The 23,801-nt window shown below is 62.4% G+C and carries 21 protein-coding genes and 3 pseudogenes; 10 read left to right on the top strand and 14 right to left on the bottom strand.

Going from position 1 to position 23,801, the window contains the following annotated elements:
• Window positions 1–257: 257 nt before the first annotated feature.
• From FBT96_RS11775 to istA, 8 genes are all read right to left on the bottom strand, one after another.
• A complete protein-coding gene (locus tag FBT96_RS11775; RefSeq protein ID WP_136906878.1) occupies window positions 258–884 on the bottom strand; it encodes an ABC-type transport auxiliary lipoprotein family protein in 627 nt (208 codons plus the stop codon).
• A gap of 15 nt (window positions 885–899) precedes the next feature.
• The gene (locus FBT96_RS11780) at window positions 900–2,681 is read right to left on the bottom strand and encodes an MlaD family protein (RefSeq protein WP_249306453.1); all 1,782 of its coding nucleotides are present in this window, start codon (window positions 2,679–2,681) and stop codon (window positions 900–902) included.
• Window positions 2,626–3,423: an ABC transporter ATP-binding protein gene (locus FBT96_RS11785; protein WP_078542935.1), complete on the bottom strand. Its 798-nt coding sequence runs from the start codon at window positions 3,421–3,423 to the stop codon at window positions 2,626–2,628. Before FBT96_RS11785 ends, FBT96_RS11780 begins: the two co-directional genes overlap by 56 nt.
• Window positions 3,420–4,658, bottom strand: coding sequence for an ABC transporter permease (locus FBT96_RS11790; RefSeq protein WP_136906880.1), 1,239 nt, complete (start codon window positions 4,656–4,658; stop codon window positions 3,420–3,422). Before FBT96_RS11790 ends, FBT96_RS11785 begins: the two co-directional genes overlap by 4 nt.
• 33 nt (window positions 4,659–4,691) lie before the next feature.
• Complete coding sequence (locus FBT96_RS11795; RefSeq protein WP_212635384.1) at window positions 4,692–5,387, bottom strand: DUF502 domain-containing protein; 696 nt, start codon at window positions 5,385–5,387, stop codon at window positions 4,692–4,694.
• A 179-nt stretch (window positions 5,388–5,566) separates the two neighbouring features.
• Window positions 5,567–6,154: a hypothetical protein gene (locus FBT96_RS11800; RefSeq protein WP_136906882.1), complete on the bottom strand. Its 588-nt coding sequence runs from the start codon at window positions 6,152–6,154 to the stop codon at window positions 5,567–5,569.
• A 215-nt stretch (window positions 6,155–6,369) separates the two neighbouring features.
• Complete coding sequence (gene istB / locus FBT96_RS11805; protein WP_136906884.1) at window positions 6,370–7,161, bottom strand: IS21-like element helper ATPase IstB; 792 nt, start codon at window positions 7,159–7,161, stop codon at window positions 6,370–6,372.
• On the bottom strand, window positions 7,151–8,680 hold the full coding sequence (istA, locus tag FBT96_RS11810; RefSeq protein WP_136906904.1) for an IS21 family transposase: 1,530 nt from the start codon (window positions 8,678–8,680) through the stop codon (window positions 7,151–7,153). The genes istB and istA overlap by 11 nt, the downstream gene beginning before the upstream one ends.
• 202 nt (window positions 8,681–8,882) lie before the next feature.
• Between istA and FBT96_RS11815 the strand changes: the two genes are divergently transcribed.
• The 7 genes and pseudogenes from FBT96_RS11815 (at window position 8,883) to madM (ending at window position 15,537) form a co-directional block, all read left to right on the top strand.
• Entirely contained in the window at window positions 8,883–9,938 is a 1,056-nt protein-coding gene (locus FBT96_RS11815) for a patatin-like phospholipase family protein (RefSeq protein WP_136906886.1), read from the top strand.
• Window positions 9,939–9,944: 6 nt separating this feature from the next.
• Entirely contained in the window at window positions 9,945–11,321 is a 1,377-nt protein-coding gene (locus tag FBT96_RS11820; RefSeq protein WP_212635385.1) for a GntP family permease, read from the top strand.
• A 233-nt stretch (window positions 11,322–11,554) separates the two neighbouring features.
• Window positions 11,555–13,258: an alpha/beta hydrolase gene (locus FBT96_RS11825; protein WP_249306455.1), complete on the top strand. Its 1,704-nt coding sequence runs from the start codon at window positions 11,555–11,557 to the stop codon at window positions 13,256–13,258.
• Window positions 13,259–13,273: 15 nt separating this feature from the next.
• Window positions 13,274–13,498: pseudogene (locus FBT96_RS21295) on the top strand (hypothetical protein); the annotation flags it as partial.
• A gap of 149 nt (window positions 13,499–13,647) precedes the next feature.
• Window positions 13,648–14,112: an excisionase family DNA-binding protein gene (locus tag FBT96_RS11835; protein ID WP_136906892.1), complete on the top strand. Its 465-nt coding sequence runs from the start codon at window positions 13,648–13,650 to the stop codon at window positions 14,110–14,112.
• Complete coding sequence (locus FBT96_RS11840) at window positions 14,109–14,678, top strand: PIN domain-containing protein (RefSeq protein ID WP_136906894.1); 570 nt, start codon at window positions 14,109–14,111, stop codon at window positions 14,676–14,678. Before FBT96_RS11835 ends, FBT96_RS11840 begins: the two co-directional genes overlap by 4 nt.
• Window positions 14,679–14,850: 172 nt before the next feature.
• On the top strand, window positions 14,851–15,537 hold the full coding sequence (madM, locus tag FBT96_RS11845; RefSeq protein WP_249306457.1) for a malonate transporter subunit MadM: 687 nt from the start codon (window positions 14,851–14,853) through the stop codon (window positions 15,535–15,537).
• Here madM and FBT96_RS11850 read toward each other — a convergent pair.
• From FBT96_RS11850 to FBT96_RS11870, 5 genes and pseudogenes are all read right to left on the bottom strand, one after another.
• Window positions 15,470–16,639 carry an ABC transporter permease gene (locus tag FBT96_RS11850; RefSeq protein WP_136906896.1) on the bottom strand — a complete coding sequence of 390 codons (1,170 nt, stop codon included), beginning with the start codon at window positions 16,637–16,639 and terminating at the stop codon, window positions 15,470–15,472. The genes madM and FBT96_RS11850 overlap by 68 nt on opposite strands.
• A complete protein-coding gene (locus FBT96_RS11855; protein WP_136906898.1) occupies window positions 16,636–17,787 on the bottom strand; it encodes an ABC transporter permease in 1,152 nt (383 codons plus the stop codon). The genes FBT96_RS11850 and FBT96_RS11855 overlap by 4 nt, the downstream gene beginning before the upstream one ends.
• A 4-nt stretch (window positions 17,788–17,791) precedes the next feature.
• On the bottom strand, window positions 17,792–18,781 hold the full coding sequence (locus tag FBT96_RS11860; protein WP_131389224.1) for an HlyD family secretion protein: 990 nt from the start codon (window positions 18,779–18,781) through the stop codon (window positions 17,792–17,794).
• Window positions 18,782–18,859: 78 nt separating this feature from the next.
• Window positions 18,860–20,000 (bottom strand): annotated as a pseudogene (locus FBT96_RS11865) (IS3 family transposase).
• A 21-nt stretch (window positions 20,001–20,021) separates the two neighbouring features.
• Window positions 20,022–20,612, bottom strand: a complete 591-nt coding sequence (locus tag FBT96_RS11870) for an IS4/Tn5 family transposase DNA-binding protein (protein WP_249306459.1) — start codon at window positions 20,610–20,612, stop codon at window positions 20,022–20,024.
• A 165-nt stretch (window positions 20,613–20,777) separates the two neighbouring features.
• On the opposite strand from FBT96_RS11870, the gene FBT96_RS11875 reads away from it, so the two are divergent.
• Genes FBT96_RS11875 through FBT96_RS11885 form a run of 3 tightly spaced genes read left to right on the top strand, consistent with a single transcriptional unit; the run spans window position 20,778 to window position 22,816 of the window.
• Window positions 20,778–21,419 carry a TetR/AcrR family transcriptional regulator gene (locus FBT96_RS11875; RefSeq protein WP_136906900.1) on the top strand — a complete coding sequence of 214 codons (642 nt, stop codon included), beginning with the start codon at window positions 20,778–20,780 and terminating at the stop codon, window positions 21,417–21,419.
• Window positions 21,419–21,829: an organic hydroperoxide resistance protein gene (locus FBT96_RS11880; protein WP_036721207.1), complete on the top strand. Its 411-nt coding sequence runs from the start codon at window positions 21,419–21,421 to the stop codon at window positions 21,827–21,829. The genes FBT96_RS11875 and FBT96_RS11880 overlap by 1 nt, the downstream gene beginning before the upstream one ends.
• A 9-nt stretch (window positions 21,830–21,838) precedes the next feature.
• On the top strand, window positions 21,839–22,816 hold the full coding sequence (locus tag FBT96_RS11885; protein ID WP_036721204.1) for a zinc-binding dehydrogenase: 978 nt from the start codon (window positions 21,839–21,841) through the stop codon (window positions 22,814–22,816).
• Window positions 22,817–23,256: 440 nt separating this feature from the next.
• On the opposite strand, the pseudogene FBT96_RS11890 reads toward FBT96_RS11885, so the two are convergent.
• Window positions 23,257–23,592 (bottom strand): annotated as a pseudogene (locus tag FBT96_RS11890) (IS5 family transposase); the annotation flags it as partial.
• Window positions 23,593–23,801: the final 209 nt, after the last annotated feature.

The following is a 23,801-nucleotide window of genomic DNA, read 5'->3' on the forward strand; positions in this document are numbered from 1 at the left end:
GGATACAGTCCACCCGCCGGAATCGCGCCGCTCAACGCTTTGAACGGAAACATCGCTCCCGGGCGACCAGTGCTTCCTTGAAATCACCACTATCCCTCCTGAATCTTCCCGTTCTCAGGATAGTGCGCCACACAGATTGAGGCAGAGCCGAATTAAGGGCAACGCGACAGCCGCTCTTTTAGCGCGCTGTATGACCCCAGGCAGTCGAACGGCCCCACGCGACGGCATCCAACCTTACCGTCCTGTCTTTCGGCAGATCAACGCGCCTTGACGCCCAGAGATGCAAGAACCCAACCGGACAAGTCCTTCAGCATCACTTGCGTGGCACTGCTGAAGCCTTCAACCACATCGATCGTATCTGTCGTGTCAACCGGGAACGCAGCATTGAATGTGCGAACGGAAATCACGGATGCATCGCTTTCCTGAACAAGCCTTGCCGTCAGGCGCACACGGATAGTGGCCCCTTTGCCGTCTGGTGCAGCTTCGGCCTGAAAGTCGGTCAGTTCGGAAATCAGCGCATAGTCGCCAGAGCCACCAAGCGGCCGCCGCCCGACGTAGCGAAAGGCATTGCTGTCCTCGATCGTGCGGACGATCAGGGTCTGGATCATCAAGGGCGTTTCCGAGGCCCATTGCCCGTCGGTCAGGTATTGCGCCTGAAGGGGGCGCGGACGGATCATGATCCGATCCGTCATCAGGGTGCCGGGGGCAGATGGAACCTCGATCACAAGCTGCCGTGTCAGACTGCTGCGCGCGACTGGCGCTTCGGGCGGTGCTTGCAGGTCATAGCTCTCCAGCGGCGTCGCCGAGCTGTTCAGCGCAGAAATCGCAGAGCAGCCAGAGAGGAAGGCAGATGCAAGCAGGACGGTCAAGGTCAGGCGGGGCATGGCAGTGCTCTTTCGTTACTGGCGGAAGGCGGGCGTATTGGTTCCGCCGATAAAGAACCGGGCTGGATCGCGCCTGATCTGGTTGGTCAACTGATCGAGGTTATTGATCAGGTCACGCATTTCCCCTGCAAGACGGGTGTATTGCGGAAGTGCGCTCGTGGTGAATTCGGTGATCGGCGCGCCAGATGCTGTCGCGGTGCGGGCCACTTCGTCAAAGGCCAGCCGCGCTGCCTCGCTTGCCGCCTTGAGATCGGCCGTCACGCCGGGGATATCGGCCGAGACCTGCGCTATGGCCTGATCAAGATTGGCAATCGTCTGGCGAAGATCAGCGGTGATGGCGGCCACTTCGGTATTGATGACCTTGTCCGCACCGTCAAATGTGCGCTCGGCGGCAGAAAGTGTGCGCTCGCCCACCTCGAGTGCCGAATTGATCGAGGTCAGTGTATCATTTGCGCGCGTGAACGTATCGGTCACCGCGGTCACGGCCAGACTGGCGTCGTCCATCAGCCCATCGACCTTGCCACTGGCATCGGTCAGGCTTTGGCTGACGTCGGCAATCGTCTGGTTGGCCGTTTCCATGGCCGACCGGATATCAGCCATCAGTGCCGGAAGGTCGGCATTGGCGGCTTCGGAAATTGGCTTCAGTGCCGTCCGGGCCTCGGCTACCAGCGCGGCGCCGTCGATGGTCACCAGAGAGTCAAAATTGACTGCGGCCTTGTTGATCGTCTCCAGCGTCGCCGTAAGGTCGGCGATCATCGCATCGGTGACCTTGATGGTGGCTTCGGCTTCGGTCAGTCGCGCGGTGGCGGCTTCGCCGGTTTTGCGGAACTCGGCGACAAGACCGCGCGCTTCGGTCCCGATCTGTTCGACCTGCACCCGCAGTTCGGCGATGCCAAGACGCACCTCGTCTGTCGTTCGGAGCAGCTCATCATTCATGTAACGTTCAGCCGAAGAAAGGGTGCTCGTAGCCTGGTCCAATGCAGCGGTTCCGCTGGCAAGCGTCGTCCCCGAATCCGCGATCAGGACATCGACGTTCTTCAGAGTGCCCTCAGCTGTCTCGAACAGGCTTTCGGCACGCCCGGTGAGGCCTTCCAGCATGCCGTTGAAGGCTGAAATGTCATCCGCAAAGGCTGCAACCGACTCCGTGACAACTGAAAAATCCTCAAGTGCCTTTGAAAGGCCTGCCGAGGCCGTTTCCGCGTTGGCCAGGATGTTATTGATGCGCTGAATGTTCTCAGCGCTGGCAAGGTTTGACAGATCCTGCATCACCCGTAGCGCTTCTTCGACCAGTTGCGGCGCATCCTCGGTCAGGCTTTGCAGCACTGAACGACCGGCTTCGATCTTGGGCACGTCGTCCGGGCTGACGTCCCGCAACAGGGGATCAGAAGGCTCTCCGGGGCTGATACCAACAAACGAGACGCCGGTCACGCCCTGCGACTCGATGGTCGCCACAGAGCTTGTGCGGATTGGAACATCGGCGGCGATTTCCAGCTGGACACGCACTGTCCCATCGCCGTTCGGCGACAGGCGGACATCAACGACCTGCCCGACAGGCAAGCCTGCAAATCGCACGTCCGAGGCCTGAGCAAGCCCGGCAACCGACGTGAATTCAACGTCATAATAGCTGAACTGACGATCAAGCTGGAACTGCGCAAACCAAAGGAAAAATCCAAGGATTCCCAAAATCCCAGCAAGCGTGAAGGCACCGATCAGAATATAGTTTGCCTTGGTTTCCACTCGCTCAATTGCCCTTCCGTTCACTTTTTTCAGCCAGTGCCGCCCGGGCGCGTGGCCCATGGAAATAATCGTGAACCCATGGGTGATCGATATTCAGCATCTCGTCCATGGTCCCGGTTACCAGGACCTTCTTTTCCGCCAGCACCGCGATCCGGTCGCAGATTGCGTGGAGTGTGTCCAGATCATGCGTCACCAGAAAGACGGTCAAACCCATCGTATCGCTAAGTTGGCGGATAAGCGTATCGAAATCAGCCGCGCCAATCGGGTCCAACCCGGCGGTAGGTTCGTCCAGAAACACGATTTCGGGGTCCAATGCCAGGGCACGCGCCAATCCGGCCCGCTTTCGCATCCCGCCTGACAGTTCCGACGGGTATTTGTCTCCGGCCAGATAGGGCAGGCCCGACATCGATATCTTGAGGTCGGCCATGGCTTGGCGCAAGGCCGGATCCAGACCTTCGACCGAGCGCATCGGCACCTCGACATTTTCTCGAACATTGAGCGACGAAAAAAGGGCTCCATCCTGAAACATCACGCCCCAGCGCCGCTCCAGCGCGGCCCGCTCGGCCTCGGTCGCCGTGCGGACATTGGTTCCCAGCACCTCGATCTCACCGGCCGCTGGCCGTTGCAATCCGGCGATGGACCGCAAGAGCACCGACTTGCCGGTTCCAGACCCACCGACAACCCCCAGGATTTCGCCTCGGTAGACATCCAGATCCAGCCCGTCATGCACCACATGACTGCCGAACTGATTGCGGATCCCACGCAGGCGGATCACCGGCTCCCGGTCCGTGGGTACAGTCATATCCCCACCTCTGCGAAAAAGATGGAAAACAACGCGTCAATCACGATGACGGAGAAGATTGCCGTCACGACTGCGGCAGAGGTCTTCTGGCCGAGAGATTCCGCGTTGTTGCCGACCTGCATGCCGGCATGGCACCCCACGATGCCGATCACGATCGCAAAGAACGGGGCCTTGATCATGCCAACCATCAGGTGAGACACGTCGGTGCCTTCGATCAGCCTCGACTGGAACATGGCGGGCGATATGCCTAGCTCCACCCAGCTCATCAACCCGCCGCCCAACAGGCCCGCTGCATTGGCAATCATGCCAAGGATCGGCAGCATCAGCAGCAGCGCCAGCACACGCGGTACGATCAGCGCAGCAGCGGGATCGATTCCCAGCGTCCGCATCGCGTCGATCTCTTCGCGCATCTTCATCGACCCGATTGCTGCGGTGAAGGCCGAAGCGGTACGGCCAGCCACGATGATCGCGGTGAGAAGGATGCCAAGTTCGCGCAAGATCGAAACAGCGATGAGATCGACGACAAAGACCTCGGCCCCGAATTGCCTGAGCTGTGTCGAGCCCTGAAACGCAAGCACCACGCCGATCAGAAATGCCATCAGGGCGACGATCGGCACGGCCTTGACGCCGACTTCCTGGCAATGATGAACAAGCGCGGTCAGGCGGAATTCGGTCGGATGGAAAAGCGACCTGCCAAGTCTTGCGAGGAATAACCCGAGAAAGCCCAGAAGCTGGGTCAGAAACGTCCAGCCTGCGGCAACAGAGCGGCCGAAATCATCCAGCCAGGCGGCCAGCGAGAACTTCCGCCTTTTCGCGGATTCTACCTTCGGCAAGGCCTTGCGGACCGTTTCGACAAGCGCAGCGGCGTGCTCGGCGGCACCGGAAATCTGCAGGGTATGCCCGGCGGACTCCGCCACCTTTCCGGTATCGGCAATCGCCCATGCGGCAGCAGTGTCAAGCCGCTCCACGCCGGAAAGATCAACGGTAAGCGGTCCTGCCGCGGCAGCCTGCATCAACGTGCCATGCAGAGAAGTCAGATCGACGAGGGAGAAATGCCCAGCAAGACGCACAAAGACCACTCCGTCGTCGCGATCTGTCGTGACCGATGCCGATCCGCTGTTCAATTCGAAGATCCCAAACAACACTTGCCGATTGTTCTTGATACTTGTCGCGCCCGCCAGAAGCCAGACGCTGGTCACATCTGCGCCCGTATTTCCGATCAAGTATGCCGCCATCGGCCTTCCGACCAGGCAGGATTGCCGATTGCCTCATCCCTTTCCCGCTTCGGTAGGCTTTCGATGGTAGGCGATGCGGTCTGGCGCATTGGACCCGCCGGTGATGACAAAACTCATCGCCTGATCAAAGGTCCAGTCGGTGAAGGTCAGTTTGTTGACGGGAACGATCTCGATATAGCCCGACGTTGGATTCGGCGAGGTCGGCACATAGACCACTGCCAGTTCCTCCTCGGTGCTTTCGTCCTTCATGATGCGGGTGACCAAACCGATGGTCTTCATTTCGGGTGAGGGAAAATCGATCAGGACGACGCGCTGGTCTCCACCTTCGTTCGCGCTTCCCGCAACGGTCAGGAACCTTTTCGTCGCCCAGTAAACCCGCTCGACGAACGGAATACGGCCAATGAACCATTCGAAGATCAGGATCATCCTCTGGCCAACGACGCGGCTGGCACCCCAGCCGAGAAGCCACAGGAACCCCAGGACGACAAGCGCCGCGACGACGGATAGCAGGCGGTCGTCCTGGAGCCATGCAGCCAGAACCGGGTGATCCGGCGCTATTCGTCGGGCAATGCCCGTGACCCACGGCAATCCGGCCCGCGCCAGTTGATTGAACAGAAGGGACAGAATGATCCAGGTAATGATCAGGGGCGCCGCCGTGATCGTGCCGATCAGGATATAGCGACCGGCCGACTTCATGCCTTTGTGTGCCTCGGGTAGTGCCATGGTCATCAGCCCTTTCCTGCTCAGTCCGCCAAACCACCAAGGTTCTTGCAAGCCCGGCCAACGTTATCCAGCAATTCACAACGGCTAGGGTAGGCAGACCAGCCGTCGCCTCCCCAATGATGAGCGTATCGACCGTCATTTGCTCACCCGGTCCACGCGATGAGGAGCCGCGCCGCGTTTCGAGCTCAGTAGCGCGTGCGCGACCGCTCACGCGACGGAAGCTCTCCGGCATGATCCAGCGCGCCCGAGGGGGCCTTGCGGCGGGCCCGGTCCGAAAGCGGGCCTTTGCCTTCGTCGGCATCCGGGTCATTCGGGTGCAAGGAGCTGCCATCTTCCATCATCGGGTTCGGCCCGTCCTCGCCTGCCTTTTTCAATGCCATCGCTTTCAGCGCCAGATCGTGCTGGGTGGGCGCGTCGCCGCCTTCGCCCTCGGCGCTGTCATCGGCCGCGCCACCGCGCGCAGCACGCTCGGCCATCGCGCGCTCCAGTGCGGCGCCCAGATAGTCATGCTTGCTGAGCGTTCCGGCATTGCCGGTGGCAGGCGTGGCCCCGGCGGGGGCGCTTTTGGCGCGGGCTTCGCGCGCCTGCCGGTCGGCAATGTCGCGCGCCCGGTTGCGGCGGCTGCGCAGGCGGCTGATCAGGTCGGAAAGCTCCCGGTCCGAGAGCTGCCCCAGCGCGGGGTGGCGGGCCATATCCGCCATCTGCAGTTCATCGGCATCAAGGGCGCGGCTCTCTTCGGCGCCGGCAGGGGGGGTGTTCTGGGTGTTGGTCATTATCGTTTCCCTTTTTTGACAAGGTCTCAGTGCAAAGCTCGCGTCAGAACCTTTCACGCCTCTCGCAGATGCATGCTCAGTCTTCGGCCTCTGCCTTGGTGGCGTGCTCGGTGCCTGGTTCATGCTCCGGCGGGCTGTAAGTTGTTGATTGCCAATGAGATTTGACCCGGCATTGTCGCCGAGATCTGACCCATCCAGTTGTTATGTTCTGCGCGTCATGTTGGGGTCAATGCCGCTGTCTCCTTTCGTTTCTTTTTCGCCGTTTCGGAACTTGCTCTGAATCGATAGCTGTCATTGCCGGTCTCCAGAATGTGGCAGCGATGGGTGAGGCGATCGAGCAAGGCGGTGGTCATCTTGGCGTCTCCGAACACGCTGGCCCATTCGCTGAAGCTCAGGTTCGTGGTGATGACGACGCTGGTGCGTTCGTAGAGTTTGCTCAGAAGGTGGAAGAGTAATGCACCGCCGGAGGCACTGAACGGCAGGTATCCCAGCTCGTCCAAGATCACCAAGTCGGTTTTGACCAGTGCCTCGGCGACCTTTCCGGCCTTGCCCTGGGCTTTTTCCTGCTCCAGCGCGTTGACCAGCTCGACCGTCGAGAAGAAGCGCACGCGCTTGCGGTGATGCTCGATGGCCTGGATGCCAAGGGCTGTGGCAACATGGCTTTTCCCAGTGCCGGGCCCTCCGATCAGGACCACATTCTCAGCAGCATCGAGGAACTCGCAACGATGGAGCTGACGGACCAGAGCTTCACGGATCTCGCTTGCGCTGAAGTCGAAGGCGGACAAGTCCTTGTAGGCCGGGAAGCGGGCGGCTTTCATGTGGTAGGCGGTCGAACGCACCTCACGCTCGGCCATTTCCGCCTTGAGAAGCTGCGACAGGATCGGCATGGCGGCTTCAAATGCGGGTGAACCTTGCTCATGCAGATCCTGCACAGCCAGCGCCATGCCCGGCATCTTCAGGCTGCGCAACATAATGATCAGCGCAGCGCCCGCGGGATCATGACGCATGACGGGTTCCTTTCCAGGTGCGCAGCCCATCATAGCGCGCGACATTGGCCTCGGGCTCCTTGCTCAAAGACAAGGCTGCAGGAGGGTTCACGTCTGGCTGGTCGGTTGGTTTGCCATCGAGCAGCCTGTGGAGCAGGTTCAGCACATGGGTTTTTGTCGGCACGCCCGCCCCTAGGGCTAATTCCACTGCGCACAGCACTGCCTGTTCATCGTGGTGCAGCACAAGGGACAGGATATCGACCATTTCTCGGTCCCCGCCGGGCTGGCGCAGCATCTTCGCCTGTAACATGCGGAAGGGTTCGGGCATTTCCACGAAGGGGGCGCCATTGCGCAGCGCCCCAGGTTTGCGCTGAACCACCGCCAGATAGTGGCGCCAGTCATAGACAACGCGCCCCGGTTGGCGGTGCGACCGGTCGATGATGCGCTCATGCGTGCAAATCACGTGCCCCTCGGCGACAACCACCAGCCGCTCGGGGTAAATGCGCAGGCTCACTGGCCGGTTCGCAAAGCTGGCGGGCACAGAATAACGGGTGCGATCAAAGTTGATCAGGCATGTCGGCGCGACGCGTTTTCTTTCCTCGACAAAGCCATCGAACATTGTGGGGAGCGCCATCAGCGCAGGCTTCTCGGCCTCCCAAACATCGGCAATGCTTCCAGACAACGTGCCATGCGCCGTCTCAGCCCACAGCAGCTTGCAGCGGTCTTCCAACCAAGCATTCAGCGCATCCAGATCTGGAAAGGCTGGCATCAGCTGCCACATGCGATGGCGCGCGTCGCGGACATTCTTCTCGACCTGTCCCTTCTCCCAGCCCGCCGCCGGATTGCAGAACTCGGGGTCAAATACATAATGGCTGGTCATCGCCGTGAACCGCGCATTCACATCGCGCTTCTTGCCTATTCCGACCTTGTCGACGGCCGTCTTCATGTTGTCGTAGATACCGCGACCGGGCACGCCTTCGAAGACGCGGAAGGCATGCCAATGGGCATCAAACAGCATCTCATGCGTTTGCAGCAGATAGGCCCGAACCAGGAAGGCGCGGCTGTGCGACAGCTTGATATGCGCGACCTGCAGCTTGATCCGTTCGCCACCGACATAGGCCCAATCTTCGCTCCAGTCGAACTGGAACGCTTCGCCCGGTGCGAACACCAGCGGCACGAAAGTTCCACGATCCGTCGTCTGATAAGCGCGCTGACGTTCGCCCTTCCATTCCCGAACGAAGGCCGCAACCCGTTCATAGGAGCCGTCATATCCCAACTTCACCAGATCGGCGTGCATCAGCTTCGCCGTCCGGCGTTCTTTGCGTGATTTGTGCTGATCCGACACCAGCCATGCTGTCAGTTGAGTGGCATATGAATCCAGCTTGCTAGGGCGATCCAGCGTCTGAAACGTAGGTTCAACAATCCCCTCCCGCAAATACTTCTTGATTGTGTTGCGCGCCATGCCTGTGCGCCGCGCAATCTCGCGAATGGGCATCTTGTCTCGCAGCGCCCATGTCCTGATAACCTTCAAAAATCCCATGTCGATCACTCCATTTGCCCCCAGCTGGTTCAAGCCGGGAACAGGTTGCACATGGGTCAAATCTCAGTGACAATTTTGGCGGTTGCCGGGTCAAATCTCAGTGGCAATCAACATTCTTGCGTCAAAGTGCGCCTGTCTTGGGGTCAGCGTTGCCGGGCCACGCCTTTCCAAGTATGTTGCTGCAATGCAGCATGGAGATGGCATGGGCAACGTCAACACTTGCAAGAAGATCAACCTGGCACTTCAGGGCGGCGGATCGCATGGCGCCTTGACCTGGGGGGTTCTGGATCGGCTTCTGGAGGACGACAGGCTTGAGATCGCCGAAATCAGTGGCACAAGTGCCGGGGCGATGAATGCCGTTGTGCTGGCGGATGGATTCGAGCGCGGCGGGCGCGAGGGCGCGCGCGCAGCCCTTGAAGGTTTCTGGCGGGCAATCAGCCAGGCGGCGCTGGCCTCGCCTTTGCAGCGCAGCCCGCTTGACCGGATGCTGGGGCGTTTCAGCCTGGATGCGTCTCCGGGCTATCTGTTCTTTGAAAGCCTGAGCCGCGTGATGTCGCCTTATCAGCTGAACCCGCTGAACCTGAATCCGCTGCGCGACCTTGTGGACCGACAGGTGGACTTCGGCAACGTGAACCGATGCAAGGCGATTTCGGTGCATGTCACCTCCACGCATGTCCGCTCCGGGCGTTCGCGCATCTTTTCGCGCGGGGACGTGACGCTGGACGCGGTGATGGCCTCGGCCTGCCTGCCGCAGATCTATCCGGCGGTTGTGATCGACGGCGAACCCTATTGGGATGGGGGTTACAGCGCCAATCCCGCGCTGATGCCGCTGGTGGTCAGCCCCGCAAGCCCCGACATCGTGATCGTCCAGATCAACCCGATCGTGCGCCACGACACCCCGACCTCGGCCCGCGAGATCATCAACCGTGTCAACGAGATCAGCTTCAATACCGCGCTGATCAAGGAGTTGCGTGCCATCGCGCTGATGCAAGAGATCGTGCGGGCCAAAGGGATCGACCTTGGCGCGGCGGGGCAGACCCATATCCACCTGATCCACACAGACGCCGAGGTGCAGGATCTGGCCGCCTCCAGCAAGATGAACGCGGAATGGTCCTATCTGAAGCTGCTTTTCGAACGCGGGCGCAGCTGGGCCGACACATGGCTGGCCGCCCATTTCGACAAGATCGGCAAGGAGTCCTCGTTCGACCTGGCGGCATTCTTCGATGACCCGCAGACCACGGCGAGCCGGGGGTTCTAGGCGATGATGGGCATCCTTGTCATCCTTCTGGCCCTCGGATGCCTGATGTTTCTCGCCTATCGCGGGCTGAGCTTGCTGTTGCTGGCTCCGGCGATGGCGATGCTGGCGGTGCTTTTGGCCGAAGGTGGCCCGTTGCTGGCCAGCTATACGCAGGTGTTCATGCAGGCCACCGGCGGCTTCATCATCCAGTATTTCCCGCTGTTCCTGCTGGGTGCGGTGTTCGGCAAACTGATGGAGGCGTCCGGCTCGGCGCAGGTTCTGGCCAATGGCATCATTCGCGGGCTGGGGCCGGCCCGGGCAATCCTTGCGGTGATCCTGTCCTGTGCGGCGATGACCTATGGCGGGGTGTCGCTGTTTGTCGTGGCCTTCGCCGTCTGGCCCATCGCATCGGCACTGTTTCGTGAGGCTGATCTCCCCAAGGTCCTGATCCCGGCGACCATTGCCCTGGGGGCGTTCACCTTTACCATGACGGCACTGCCGGGCACGCCCGCCATCCAGAACGCGATCCCGATGCCCTATTTCGGCACCACGCCCTTTGCCGCGCCGGGGTTGGGGTTGATCACTGGGGCGCTGATGCTGGGACTGGGCTGGGGCTGGCTGCAATACCGCGCGCGCGTGCTCGGTCCGGGGTATGGGGAACCGGGCCGCAACGACATCGGGCGCAGCTCCGGTGCAGCCCCCAGTCTATCGGTGGCGGCTTTGCCGCTGGTGCTTGTGCTTGCGTTGAACCTTGCCTTCACCTTCCTTGTGATCCCGGCAATGGACACCCGCTATCTGGCGCTGCCCGAATACGGCGCAACCGACGCTGGTGCGCTGCGTGGAGTGTGGTCGATCATCGCCGCTCTGACCCTGGCCTCTCTGGCGCTGGTCACCATGAACTGGCGGCGTCTGGCGACGGGACTGTCCGCGACGCTGGACGACGGCGCCAGGGATGCTTTGAAGCCGATCTTCAACACCGCAAGCCTTGTGGGCTTCGGTGCCGTGATCGCCTCGCTATCGGCCTTTGGACTGATCCGCGATTGGGTCGTGACGGTGGGCGGGGATAACCCTCTGATCTCGCTGGCGGTCGGCACCAGTCTTCTGGCCGGGATGACGGGATCGGCCTCGGGCGGCATGTCGATCGCGCTATCGACCTTGGGCGAGACCTATCTGGCCATGGGCCAGGCTGCGGGAGTTTCGCCCGACCTTCTGCACCGGGTGACCGCTGTTGCGACAGGTGGGCTGGACGCGCTGCCGCACAATGGCGCAGTGATCACCTTGCTGACGATCTGTGGCCTTACACACCGGGAAGCCTATCGGGACATCTTCATGGTCGCGGTGGCGATCCCGGTCATTGCTCTGGTCGCGCTGGTGGCTGCGGGCACGGCATTCGGCAGTTTCTGACGCGCCAGCGTCCGGACTCTCCCGGTCATGCCAGATGTCCCGGTGCCGCTGGGGCGCGCTGGCAAGAGGAACTCACAAAGCGGACTGTGATTCCCTTTTGTCAACATGTCCTGGGCGCTGCAAAGGTCGTTGCCGATGCGTCGCGTGGCCTTTATCTGAAGCCTGTGCGGCGGACGGCTCAGACGAGCCATTTGCGATTGCCCGGACCGCGTCGCAAAACTGCTGTGAAGCCCATGGGGCAACGCCAGATCGAGGGAAGAATGGCCAGGCGGCATATCGCAAATATCATTGGTCCGTTCTCCATACCCTGCCTTTTGCTCGGCCTGTTGTTTTTTGCTGCCTCCCTGACTCCCTCGCTCATCCCGCGTGGTCCGACGGTGCAAGGCATCCTTGGCGGGCTTGTCATGGCAATCGGATACTTGATCGGGCAGATCGCCGGGCTGATCTGGCGGGCTGCGGATTTCCCCGTTCTTTCAGGACGACCCGCAAAGGCGCTGACCGCGTTGCTCTCGGTCCCGCTGATCGCGTTTTTTCTCTGGGTGCTCGGATCAAGTCTGGTCTGGCAGAACGACATCCGCATGAAGATGGGAATGGGGGAGGTCGACGCGCTCAATCTCGCAACAATCCTGTTCCTTGCTTTCGCGACCTTCGCAATGGCCTACGCAGCAGGCCGCCTCATCGCTTCACTTTTCCGCCTGATCCGCTCCCGGCTTTTGCGCGTGATGCCTGCACGGCGCGCAAATGTGCTGGGTGTTGTCGTGGTCGCGGTGATCCTGCTCGTGGTAACCCGAGAGGGTATCGTGGATCATGTGGTGACGGGGCTTGATGAAAGCTACGAGAAAGCGCAGGAGTTGTTCCAGAACGCTCCGCCCCGTCCTGACGATCCGCGCATGACCGGAAGTGCGGAATCGCTGATCGATTGGGCGGCCATAGGCAGATATGGTCGGGATTTCATTACATCTGGCCCGACTGCCGATGATATCGCAGCCTTCACCGGTCGGCCTGCGCTCCATCCGATCCGGGTCTATGTCGGGCGCGCTAATGGCGAGACGCCTCAGGAAAGAGCCGAACTGGCCCTGGCCGAGTTGATCCGGCAGGGAGCGTTCGAACGCGAGGTTCTGATTGTCGCCAGCCCCACGGGCACCGGCTGGATGGATCCGGGCTCGCAGGATCCCGTCGAGTATATGCATGGGGGAAACATCGCCACGGTCGCGGCCCAGTATTCCTACCTGCAATCGCCGCTGGCGCTCATCCTTGAAACGAATACAGGCCTTGAACAGGCGACAGCTCTTCAGGAGGTGGTGCACGGGTACTGGAGTACGCTGCCCGATGACGCGCGTCCCCGCTTTTACGTCCACGGGTTGAGCCTTGGTGCCTGGTCGTCGATGCATGCTACGAACATGTTCCGCTTGCTGGACGATCCGATCAACGGCGCGTTCTGGGCCGGACCGCCGTTCCCCTCGACCCTATGGAATTATTTCCAGAACCATCGCAACCCGGGTACGCCCTGGGTCCTGCCGGATGTCGGAAACGGGTCGCTGGTCCGTTATGCCTCACACACCGCCGATGCGTCGCAGGCCGAGGCTGCGTGGGGGAGAATGCGCATCGTTTTTCTGCAATATTCCAGTGACCCGGTTGTCTTTTACGATCCGCGTTCGCTGTGGCGCGCACCGCCCTGGGTGCGGGACCCGCCAGCAGAGGACATGTCAGAGCATTTCATGTTCATGCCTGTCGTGACGCAGTTTCAGCTGGCGCTCGACCTGGCGCTGTCTTTCGGTGCCCCGACCGGCCACGGGCATGCGTATTATGCGCAGGATTACATCGGGCCATGGGTTCAGGTCACAGCGCCGACAGGGTGGTCAGAGGAGGACACCGCGCGCCTCAAGGTGCATTGCGATCTTGGTTTCAAGCAAGGATGCGTGAACGGCTTGCAATAGGGTCTGCACGGCCGGACCGCTCGGGCAGAGGCCAAGAAGACGCCGGCTTCGGGCAGGACGCCCCCGGTCTTTCGCGCCGCACTGTCCGAGTTGCCGCTTTTATCCGCTTCGATGGCCGCGGCCATTACCGGCGGCGGCCGCGCCGCGGTCCAGCGCAACCTCGCATTGATGGAAGCGCGGGGTCTGATCCGCGAGGTGACAGGACAGGGGCGATTCAGAATGTGGTGCATTGCGAACTGAAGGTTAGAGCGGGTGTTGACGGCCCAATTGGCAGTAGCGATGACCGCGAGCGCGCGGCAGGGCGCGCAGAAACTCGCCAACACTAAATGCATTTGTTGCACTTATTTCATATATGGTGGTAGAGAACAGAAACCGGAGAGGAGACCACCATGAACATGCTGGCACACCGACATCTTCCACCCACGCCGCAGGACTCAGCGATCGCGCGCGTTTCTGGCCAGGCATTGTCACGCTTCGCCCAGGCGCGCGCGCCGTTGAAGCTTCGTGTGACGGACTCCGAGCAGATGGAGCCGATCGAGCTTCCTGCGGGCGCCGTATCGCTGCTTATGGAGATCCTCGAAGCGATGGCAGCGGGGCGGGGTGTCACCATCATCCCCGAGAACGCCGAACTCTCGACCGTACAGGCCGCTGAGGTTCTGAACGTCTCGCGTCCGTTCCTGATCAAGCTGCTCGAGGATGGTGCCATACCGCATCGAAAGGTCGGCAAGCATCGCCGCGTCCGTATGGAAGACGTGATGTCCTACAAGGCCGCGATCGATACCGAGCGTGAAGCTGTGCTCGATCAACTGGCCGCCGACGCTCAAGAGCAGGACATGGGCTACCGCTCGAAATGAGCCAGTACACGGTCCTGTTCGATGCGAACGTCCTTTATCCCGCGCCGATGCGCGATGCACTGATGCAGTTGGCGGTCACAGACCTTTTCAAGGCCAAGTGGACGGCCGACATCCATCGGGAATGGATTGATGCGCTTCTGCGCAATGAACCTCATCGGGACCGCGCCGCGCTGGAGCGAACCCGCGATTTGATGGACAGGGCCACACGCGACTGTCTGATCACCGGCTACGAGGCATTGGTGCCGGCCCTGACACTGCCGGACCCTGACGACCGGCACGTTCTGGCGGCGGCAATCGTTGGGCGCTGTGACGCCATCGTAACTCAGAACCTTAAGGACTTCCCAACAGAGGCACTTGCGCCTTTCGGTATCGAGACCCAGCACCCCGACGACTTCTTCCGGAACCAACTGTCTCTCGCACCCGGTCTAGTCTGTTCTGCGCTGCGGAAAGTTCGCGCGCGCCTCAAGAATCCTCCCAAAAGCGTAGACGAGTATCTCGCGATCCTGACGCAGCAAGGGCTGGTCGCTACTGTTGCCGACCTGGAGCAATTCGCTGACCTGCTTTGACCCTAGAACTGCCCTGACTGAATACGTTCTGGCCAGAGTTGCGGCACCCGATCCCTCGTCACCGCGAAATTTCGCCTGCCAGGACTGCACGCCCGTGGACTGCGAGAGTCGCAGTGAATCTCGGGCAACCGAACTGCCGGATCACAGCGGCAATGCGCGCATCGTACGCGGCTTGTCCTATCAGCTGTCCGACCGGCTGACGGCGGGTCGGCTGCACGGATCGGCAGTGGCCATCATCATCGGTCTGATCCTGGCCTGGATCGGCGGCATGATGACCGGGGGCAGCCGCGGGCTGGCGGATGTGCCGCTGTTCACCGGGATCGGGCTGATGGGGGGCGCGATGCTGCGCGACCTGGCCATCGTCTCGACCGCTTACGGCGTCGACATGCGCGAGATCCGCAAGGCCGGCGCGGCGGGGGTCAGCGCGCTGGCCTTGGGGATCGTGGTGTCCTTCGCGGTGGGCGCGGCGATCGCGGCGGCCTTCGGCTATACCGATGCGGTCAGCATGGCGACGATCGGCGGGGGTGCGGCGACCTATATCGTGGGTCCGGTGACCGGCACCGCCTTGGGCGCCAGTTCCGAGGTCATCGCCCTGTCGGTCGCTGCGGGGCTGCTGAAGGCGGTGCTGGTGATGATCGGCACGCCGCTGGTCGCGCCGCTGATCGGGCTGAACAACCCGAAATCGGCCATGGCCTATGGCGGGCTGATGGGCACGACCAGCGGCGTGGCCGGGGGGCTGGCCGCGACCGACAAGCGGCTGGTGCCCTATGGCGCGATGACGGCGACCTTCTTCACCGGGCTGGGCTGTCTGATGGGGCCGTCGGTCCTCTATCTGGCGCTGCTGGCCGTGACGGGCTGACCGTCTCGACCGCCAGCACCACGAGGCCCAGCCCCGCGACCAAGGCCCACAGATGCCACAGGATGGGCGCGATCTCGGGCAGGGTCGCGCCCATCTGCGTGACCCGCACCAGCCCGTCGATGGCCGCCGTCGACGGGATCAGCTGCGCCAGCGCGTTGAGATGGGCCGGGATCGCCTCGACCGGCCAAGCGAAGCCCGACAGGAAGAAGAACGGCATCCCGAGCGCCAGCAGCACGACCTGCACGACCTCGCCCCGCCGGAACAGCGCCGCGACCAGCTGCGCCAGAAACCCGGCCGCCAGCAGGAAGGGCAGGCCCAGCATCATCAGCGCCCCCGGCCCGCCCAGGATCGGCAGGCCATAGAGCACCGGCAGCACGATCAGATAGACCGGCAGCAGCCCCGCCCAGATGGCCAGCCACGCCCCCGCCCGGCCCAGCAGCCGCCAGACCGGATGGCCGGGCAGCGGCCCGCGCCGGGTCGCAGCCAAGGCCAGCCCCATCATCATCGTCTGCTGCAGGATCAGCACGAAGGCCGCGGGCAGCACATAGGTCGCGTAGCCCGCCGCGGGGTTGAACAGCGGCACCTCGATCTGGTTCGCGGGGCTGACCTGGGCGGTGGCCACGGCGCGGGGCGTGCCTTGGGCGATCAGGCGCCCGGCCTCGACCTCGGCGCCCATCTGGCGCAGGGGGACGGCGGCGCCCTGCATCACGCGCTGATACATCAGGAAATAGCTGGCATCGGCATAAAGCGCGACGGGGCTCTGATCGCCGCGCAGCAGGGCGCGTTCGAACCCGTCGGGGATCAGCATGACGCCATAGGCGCGGCGTTCATGGACCAGCCGCGTGGCCTCGGCCATGTCGGGGGCGTGGTGGGTCAGGGCGACCGCCTCCGACGCGTCCACTCGCCGCGCCAGATCGGCCGATGCGGTCGAGCCGTCCTGATCGACCAGCACCACCGGCACGTCACGCAGCAGTTCGGCCCGATAGGGCAGCGGATAGATCACCGCATAAAGGATCAGCGCCAGCAGCACGATCATCCGCACCTGTTTGTCGCCCAGCACGGCGGCCAGTTCCGCCCGAAAGGCGGTGGCAAGCGCGCTCATGGCGCGGCCTCCTGACGGGCCAGGCGCGACAGCTGCGCCAGGATCAGCGCCGCCAGAACGCCCGCGATCACCGCCAGCCACAGGACCGACATGGCGGATATGTCCAGGGGCGTCGCGCGCAGCGACTGGTCGATGCGCAGCTGCACATACCAGGTGCCGGGAATGGCCGCGCCCCAGGCCTGGGCCAGGGTCGACATCGCCTCACGCTGGAAACCCAGGCCCATGAATCCGAAGGCCGGCGCGGTGATCAGCGCGATCATGCTGGCCGCCCGGCCCATGTCGCGGGTCAGCACAAAGGCCAGCGCCCCGATCATCTGCGACGCCAGCACGAACAGCACCGCGCCCAGGGCCATCAGCCACAGCGACCCGCGCAGCGGCACCGCCAGCCAGCCATACAGCGCCACATCCGACAGGCCCAGGAGCAGCAGGAAGACGACCGTATAGGGCAGGATCTTGCCCAGCATCGCGGGCAGGATGCCGCCCGCCATCCGCATCAGCACGCGCGGATGCCGCCCCGGGCCGAAATCCAGCGACACGGCATAGGCGGTCGCGGCGGCGGCGATGATCTGCAGGACCGTGGGGATCAGCGCGGCCAGCAGGAAATGCACATAATCAAAGGCCGGGTTGAACAGCGCATGGGCCTGCATCGGGATGGGCTGCAGCGCGACCATGGCCTGCACGGGCGCCTCTCCCTGACCCTGGCGCACCGACAGGCGCAGGCCCGCCAGCGCCGTGTCGATGGCATTGCGGGCGCCGCGGGCGACCAGCGATCCGGCGCTCATGTGCTGGTTGTCGTAGAAGGTGACGATCTCGGGGCGCGCGCCCCGGGTGATGTCGCGTTCCAGGTTCTGGGGCATCAGCACCGCGCCGCGCACCGCACCGGACACGATCAGCGACCGCGCCTCGGACAGGTCTGATGCGCGATGGGTCACGGTCAGTTCGGGCGCCGCGTCCAGCATCCGCGTGACCGCCCGCGACAGGTCCGACCGGTCCAGGTCGATCACCGCCACCGCCATGCCCGTGGGAATGCCTGCGCGAAAGATGCCGCCCAGGACCAGCAGCATGATCAGCGGCAGCACGATCACCAGCCCCGCCAGCGCCGGGCGGCGCGGCAGCAGGCGGATCTCGCGCGCCATGACGGCCAGCATGGCCCTAGCGGTCCAGCTGGATCAGCGCGGACATGCCGGGGCGCAGGCCCTCCAGCGGCGCGACGGGGCGGGCCCGCAGCTCAAAGCTGCGCAGGTCGAAATCGCCCGTCGCGCGGGTGGCGCGCCAGCTGGCGAACTGGCCCTGCACGTTGATCAGGGTGATCTCGGCCTCGGTCTCCGTGTCCAGCGCGGGGATGCGGATGGTCAGCCGGTCGCCCATCGCCAGCCCCGCCAGCAGGTCCTCGCGCAGGTTGAAGGTGAACCAGGCCTGGTCCAGATCGACGATGGTGAACAGCGGCGCGCCCGGGCCGACATTCTCGCCCAGCTCGATCGTGCGGCCAGAGATCTCGCCCGACATGGGCGCGAAGATCCGCAATTCGTCCAGATCGGCCTGGCGTTGGGCCAGCGCGGCCTCGGCCTGGGCGACCTGGGCCGCGGCGACCTCGCGTTCCTCGGGCGAGGCCCCGGCCCGGGCCAGGTCCAGCTGCGCCTCGGCGGCCTCGACCCGGCCTGCGGCGGCGTCGAGGTTGCGCGTCGACTGGTCCAGCGCCGCCTGCGGGCGCAGGCCCTGCTGCGACAGGCCCGTGTCGCGGCCCAGCTGCTCCTCGGCCAGGCGCAGATCGGCCTGGGCCGCGGCCAGCTCGGCCTCGCGGGCGCGGATCACCTCGGGGCGGGTGGCGCCGGCCGCGGCCTCCGAGGCGCGGGCGACCTCCAGCCCTGATGCTGCGGCGGCATGGGCGGTGACCAGCTGCGGGTTCGACAGTTCGGCCAGCAGCTGGCCGCCCTCGACCCGCTGGCCCAGATCGGCCTCGATCCGCGTGACCCGGCCCGAGGTGCGGGCCGAGACATCGACCCGCGGGGCCGCGACCTCGCCCTGGATCAGCAGGGGGCCGGGGCGCGTCGCCCACCAGACGGCACCGATGACCAGCCCGGCCAGAACGGCCAGGACCAGCAGCGGCAGAAGGGATCGGCGGGGCGCTTGGGCAGGTTTCATCGGTTCGGTCCCTGACATTCGACTGAGGGCCAGACTACGCCCGGCCCGCGCCGGGGACAATGAATAGCCCCGGGTTTTCTAGACACTTTCGTGTTTCATCACCTGCCGCCGTTCGAACTCCGCAGGCGACAGCATCCCGTTCCTCGCATGCTTGCGCTTGGGATTGTAGAACATTTCGATGTAATCGAACACATCCTGCCTTGCCTCTTCGCGTGTCCGGTAGGTTCTGCGCCTGATCCGTTCGCGCTTGAGCAGGTTGAAGAAGCTCTCGGCGACAGCGTTGTCATGGCAATTCCCGCGGCGGCTCATCGAATGCTCAAGATTGTGGCTACGCAGGAAGGCCGTCCAGTCCATGCTTGTGAACTGGCTGCCCTATCGGAGTGGATCAGCACCTTTCTCTTTGGCTTGCGACGCCAGACCGCCATGAGCAAGGCCTGCAAGACGAGATCTGTCGTTTGCCTGCTTTGCATTGACCAGCCGATCACACGCCGGGAATAGAGGTCGATGACCACCGCCAGATAGGCGAAGCCCTCTTGCGTCCGGATGTAGGTAATGTCGGTCACCCAAACCCTGTCCGCCGTCTCGACATCGAACTGCCGATCAAGGGTGTTGTCGACGATGACCGAGGGCTTGCCGCCATAGCTGCCGGGGCGGCGCTTGTAGCCGATCTGTGCCTTGATCCCTGCAATCTGGGTCAATCGGGCGACCCGGTTCGGACAGATGTTTTCGCCCTGTTCGACCAGATCATCGTGCAGCTTGCGGTAACCATAGACCTTGCCGCTCTCAGCCCAAGCTTTCTGCAGCAATTCTGTCTGGCGCTTGTCTTCGTATGCCCTCTTGCTCAGCGGTGCCTGTAGCCAAGCATAGAACCCGCTCGGTTGGATGCGCAGGCACCGGCACATGGCCCGCACCGAAAACTGCCCCCGATGCTCGGCCACGAACGCGTATCTCACTTTGCATCCCTGGCGAAATACGCGGTGGCCTTTTTTAGGATGTCACGCTCCTCGGACACCCGCGCCAGTTCCCGCTTCAGCCGCCGGATCTCAGCATCTTTATCGGCATCGCCCGAGGTCGCCTTCGCAAACTTGCGCTTCCAGGCATAGAGCGAGTGCAAACTCACCCCCAACCGTTCCGACACCTCTTTGATCGGGTAGCCCCGTTCGGTGATCTGCGCGACCGCATCACGCTTGAAATCGTCGCTGAAGTTGCCTGTGCCCATCATGGCCTCCTTGCCTCACAGTTAGCAAAGAAGGCGTCCACGAAACATGGGGCTATTCAGGACGCGGGTCGGGTTGATCTTGCGTTTGAGCGCTGCGGCCCCCTTAAATTTTGAACGCGACCAGAACTTGGCCGCTGTCAGCCCGAGCGGCAAGCCATCTGGTGTGATCGCCAGACTTGCATGCATCAGGAGCCCACAGATCGCGTGCTTCTGGTAGCGGCCTTCCTTGAGCTTGCGGCCGGTCGACACTTTCGTAAACCCGATCTTCTCCGGCGAGGCGCGTTTGAACGAAAATTCTGTGGTGTCCTGCAGGATCAGGACAGGACCGTCGGTTGCCTTGATACGCAGGGCAGAGGCGGCAAAATGGCCCTCAAGGATCTTGTCTTCACTGACATTTCCGTTGGAGAAGAAGCGGTAGGCGGCCTTAGTGTTCGACCAGTCCTGAAACGCCGTGGGCAGAGATTTGCCAGGGCGGTCCCCGAGAGCCTCACGCATTGCTCCCAGGCGCCGGTTCAACCGGGCATCGCCCAGATCGCATCCTGACGTTTCCGTTTCCACCCAACTCTGCCCCATGCCTGCACCTCGATTATTCGGTGCCACATGACGAATCATGATCGCTTGTGCTCAGGCAAGGCCAAGTGGGTGGGTGAATCAATTCGCCGCACCACTTATGGGTAACTGCAAGCCGATCAGCCTGCTGCCAATTCGCTCAACACTGGCCTGAAAAAAGATTAAGGGAAACTAGACGACTGGTCTATTAACGCCTATATCCCTTGTATGACACTGACATCCAAAGCTGAAGCCACACGGCAGAATCTTCTCGACACCGGCTACAGGCTTGTCCTGAGCAAGGGCTTTTCCGCACTCGGTCTTCAGGAAATCCTGAAGGGGTCTGGTGTGCCAAAAGGCTCGTTCTATCACTACTTCGCGTCCAAGGAGGCGTTCGGTTGCGCGCTTTTGGACGACTACGTTACAGAGTACGGCGACCGGCTTGACCAGTTGCTTGCCATTGAAGCCGAAAATGGACGTCAGCGGCTGCTACGCTACTGGCAAGCGTGGCTCGATCCAGATGCGGGAGAGACCGCAGGGCGCGGATGGGCGGAAGACTGCCTTGCCGTCAAGCTGTCGGCCGAGGTTGCCGACCTGTCTGAAGCCATGCGGATGGCCCTCAGCGATGGCATCGAACGAGTGTTGCATCGCATCACCACTCTGATCGTCGAGGCGCGGGACGATGGTTCGCTTCCACCTGGACCGGAACCAGAGGCTTTGGCGCAGGTTCTTTACCAGATGTGGCTTGGTGCCGCGCTGCTTGCCAAGCTGACCCGTAGCCACATGCCGATGCAGCGGGCCATGGTCGCCACGAAACAGCTTCTGGCTTGTCCGGCAGATCCTACTTTGCAGACGAAAGGAACGGCATAATGAAGATTTTCTACAAAACACGCGCCACGGCCATCGGTGGCCGCTCGGGCCACACGGCGCTGGATGACGGCAGCCTTGCGCTCGACCTGACGGCGCCGAACTCCGGCAAGCCGGGCGCGAACCCGGAACAGCTCTTCGCCATGGGGTATGCTGCCTGTTTTGACAGCGCATTGCACCATGTCGCCCAGGTTCGAAAACTGGCACTGAGCGGCAGCAAAACATCAGCCGAAGTCGGTATCGGCCAACTGCCGGATGGCGGGTTCAAGCTGGACATCGACATCCATGTTAAACTCTCCGGTCTGGATGAGGCCACGGCGCGCGACCTGGTCGAGGCGACGCATCAGGTCTGCCCCTATTCCAATGCGACACGTAATAACATCGATGTGCGCCTGCACGTCACCACTGTGTAATGAAACATCATGCGCGGCAACATTCACACCACGTTTGGCGAACCGGCCGACGTCCTGATCGTGTCGGACAGCGCCATCCCGCAGCCCGGTCCCGGTCAGGTACGCATCAGGACCATCCTGTCGCCGATCCACAATCACGACCTCTGGACGGTGCGTGGCAGCTATGGCTACAAGCCCGAGCTGCCTGCCATCGGCGGCTCGGAAGCGGTCGGCACCATCGACGCCCTGGGCGCGGATGTGACGGGCGTGACAGTTGGGCAGCGGGTCGCGGTCGCGGGCGTTCATGGCGCTTGGGCGGAGTATTTTGTGGCACCTGCCACCGCACTGGTTCCTGTCCCGGACGCCATTTCAGACGAAGCGGCTGCGCAGCTTATCGCCATGCCGTTCAGCGCAATCTCGTTGCTGGAATTTCTTGACGTCAAAAGCGGGGACTGGGTGATCCAGAACACCGCAAATGGCGCGGTTGGCAAGATTCTGGCAAGGTTGGCCACGGCGCGCGGTGTGCATGTCGTCAACCTTGTGCGCCGCGATGCCGGGGTCGACGAACTTTCCGCAGTTGGAATCGGCAATGCTGTCTCAACAGCGACCGAGGGCTGGCAGGACCGCGTGCGGGCGATCACCGGCGGTGCATCCATTCGCGCGGCGGTGGATTCCATCGGCGGCACGGCCAGCAAAGACCTGCTGTCGCTTCTTGGTGAAAACGGGCTGCTGGTGTCCTTCGGCACGATGAACGGGGAACCGATGCAGATCGCCTCGGGCGACCTGATCTTCAAGCAGGCTGTGGTGAAGGGATTTTGGGGCTCCAAGGTCAGCGAGGCCATGCCGACCGACACGAAAATCCGTCTGATCGGCGAGCTGCTACGCCTTGTCGCCACAGGCGAACTGGACCTGCCGGTCGAGGCGGTGTTTGCGTTTGAGCAAATCACCGATGCCGTCAAGGCCTCCCTTGCGCCGGGCAAGAAGGGCAAAGTGCTGCTGAGGCCGTGAACTGCGGTGACGCTCAGCCACCCAATTGGACAAGGTCTGACATGTCTTTCTGGTTGCTGTCGCATTTAGGCCTGTGAGCTGATGGTGCCCCACGCCAGTAACTCAGCTACCATCCTTGTCGACACTGACAAGGATGGTAGCCTGCGTTCGTGGGCAAACGCATGTCGCGTATGAGAGATGCCAGAGGCGATCATTCTGCCTGCAACGGCTAAAGACATGCAGCAGGCCCGCACCGATAACCTGACGATACATCCCGTTTTGGTCGCAACATCGGCTATGCCACTGATAAAGCCCAAGAAGACATCGAGAGCTGTCATGCGCTGCCTATGATCCGGATGCGACAGAACCGTAATAATTTCTTCGGCTTAATCGACATCGCCTGCTTCAGCTTCAGACGTTGCCATTTGTCAACATTGCCTAGGCTCCAGACTCATTGATCTTCACAGCCAGAACATGACTGTTGCGGCGAGGGCGACGGCGGATAGGAAGGTCTTGGCGGATCTGTCATAGCGGGTTGCGACCCTGCGCCAGTCTTTCAGCCGACCGAACATGATCTCGATGCGGTTGCGGCGGCGATAGCGCCGCTTGTCGTAGCGGACAGCTTTGCCGCGTGACTTCCGACCGGGGATGCAGGGGCGTATCCCCTTGTCTTTCAACGCATCTCGGAACCAGTCGGCGTCATAACCCCGGTCCGCGATCATCCACTCGGCATCAGGCAGACTGCCCAGCAGGGCGGCGGCTCCGGTATAGTCACTGACCTGGCCTGCTGTCGCGTAGCCCTGAGATGCGGCATACGAAAGTCAACGAAATCAATGGGGCTGCTTTGCCATTAAATAGGCTCTGCCTCAATCTGTGTGGCGCACTATCCTGAGAACGGGAAGATTCAGGAGGGATAGTGATGATTTCAAGGAAGCACTGGTCGCCCGGGAGCGATGTTTCCGTTCAAAGCGTTGAGCGGCGCGATTCCGGCGGGTGGACTGTATCC

Source organism: Rhodobacter capsulatus (genome assembly GCF_005144475.1).
GTDB classification, from domain to species: domain Bacteria; phylum Pseudomonadota; class Alphaproteobacteria; order Rhodobacterales; family Rhodobacteraceae; genus Rhodobacter; species Rhodobacter capsulatus_C.

Bases quoted from the DNA above. Each gene is read 5' to 3' on its own strand.
- istA (WP_136906904.1), bottom strand. From the start codon at position 8,680: ATGGGATTTTTGAAGGTTATCAGGACATGGGCGCTGCGAGACAAGATG.
- FBT96_RS11790 (WP_136906880.1), bottom strand. From the start codon at position 4,658: ATGGCGGCATACTTGATCGGAAATACGGGCGCAGATGTGACCAGCGTC.
- istB (WP_136906884.1), bottom strand. From the start codon at position 7,161: ATGCGTCATGATCCCGCGGGCGCTGCGCTGATCATTATGTTGCGCAGC.
- FBT96_RS11835 (WP_136906892.1), top strand. From the start codon at position 13,648: ATGAACATGCTGGCACACCGACATCTTCCACCCACGCCGCAGGACTCA.
- FBT96_RS11840 (WP_136906894.1), top strand. From the start codon at position 14,109: ATGAGCCAGTACACGGTCCTGTTCGATGCGAACGTCCTTTATCCCGCG.
- FBT96_RS11820 (WP_212635385.1), top strand. From the start codon at position 9,945: ATGGGCATCCTTGTCATCCTTCTGGCCCTCGGATGCCTGATGTTTCTC.
- FBT96_RS11795 (WP_212635384.1), bottom strand. From the start codon at position 5,387: ATGACCATGGCACTACCCGAGGCACACAAAGGCATGAAGTCGGCCGGT.
- FBT96_RS11880 (WP_036721207.1), top strand. From the start codon at position 21,419: ATGAAGATTTTCTACAAAACACGCGCCACGGCCATCGGTGGCCGCTCG.
- FBT96_RS11855 (WP_136906898.1), bottom strand. From the start codon at position 17,787: ATGCTGGCCGTCATGGCGCGCGAGATCCGCCTGCTGCCGCGCCGCCCG.
- FBT96_RS11815 (WP_136906886.1), top strand. From the start codon at position 8,883: ATGGGCAACGTCAACACTTGCAAGAAGATCAACCTGGCACTTCAGGGC.
- FBT96_RS11775 (WP_136906878.1), bottom strand. From the start codon at position 884: ATGCCCCGCCTGACCTTGACCGTCCTGCTTGCATCTGCCTTCCTCTCT.
- FBT96_RS11860 (WP_131389224.1), bottom strand. From the start codon at position 18,781: ATGAAACCTGCCCAAGCGCCCCGCCGATCCCTTCTGCCGCTGCTGGTC.
- FBT96_RS11875 (WP_136906900.1), top strand. From the start codon at position 20,778: ATGACACTGACATCCAAAGCTGAAGCCACACGGCAGAATCTTCTCGAC.
- FBT96_RS11800 (WP_136906882.1), bottom strand. From the start codon at position 6,154: ATGACCAACACCCAGAACACCCCCCCTGCCGGCGCCGAAGAGAGCCGC.
- FBT96_RS11825 (WP_249306455.1), top strand. From the start codon at position 11,555: ATGGGGCAACGCCAGATCGAGGGAAGAATGGCCAGGCGGCATATCGCA.
- FBT96_RS11870 (WP_249306459.1), bottom strand. From the start codon at position 20,612: ATGATTCGTCATGTGGCACCGAATAATCGAGGTGCAGGCATGGGGCAG.
- FBT96_RS11785 (WP_078542935.1), bottom strand. From the start codon at position 3,423: ATGACTGTACCCACGGACCGGGAGCCGGTGATCCGCCTGCGTGGGATC.
- FBT96_RS11885 (WP_036721204.1), top strand. From the start codon at position 21,839: ATGCGCGGCAACATTCACACCACGTTTGGCGAACCGGCCGACGTCCTG.
- FBT96_RS11780 (WP_249306453.1), bottom strand. From the start codon at position 2,681: ATGGGCCACGCGCCCGGGCGGCACTGGCTGAAAAAAGTGAACGGAAGG.
- FBT96_RS11850 (WP_136906896.1), bottom strand. From the start codon at position 16,639: ATGAGCGCGCTTGCCACCGCCTTTCGGGCGGAACTGGCCGCCGTGCTG.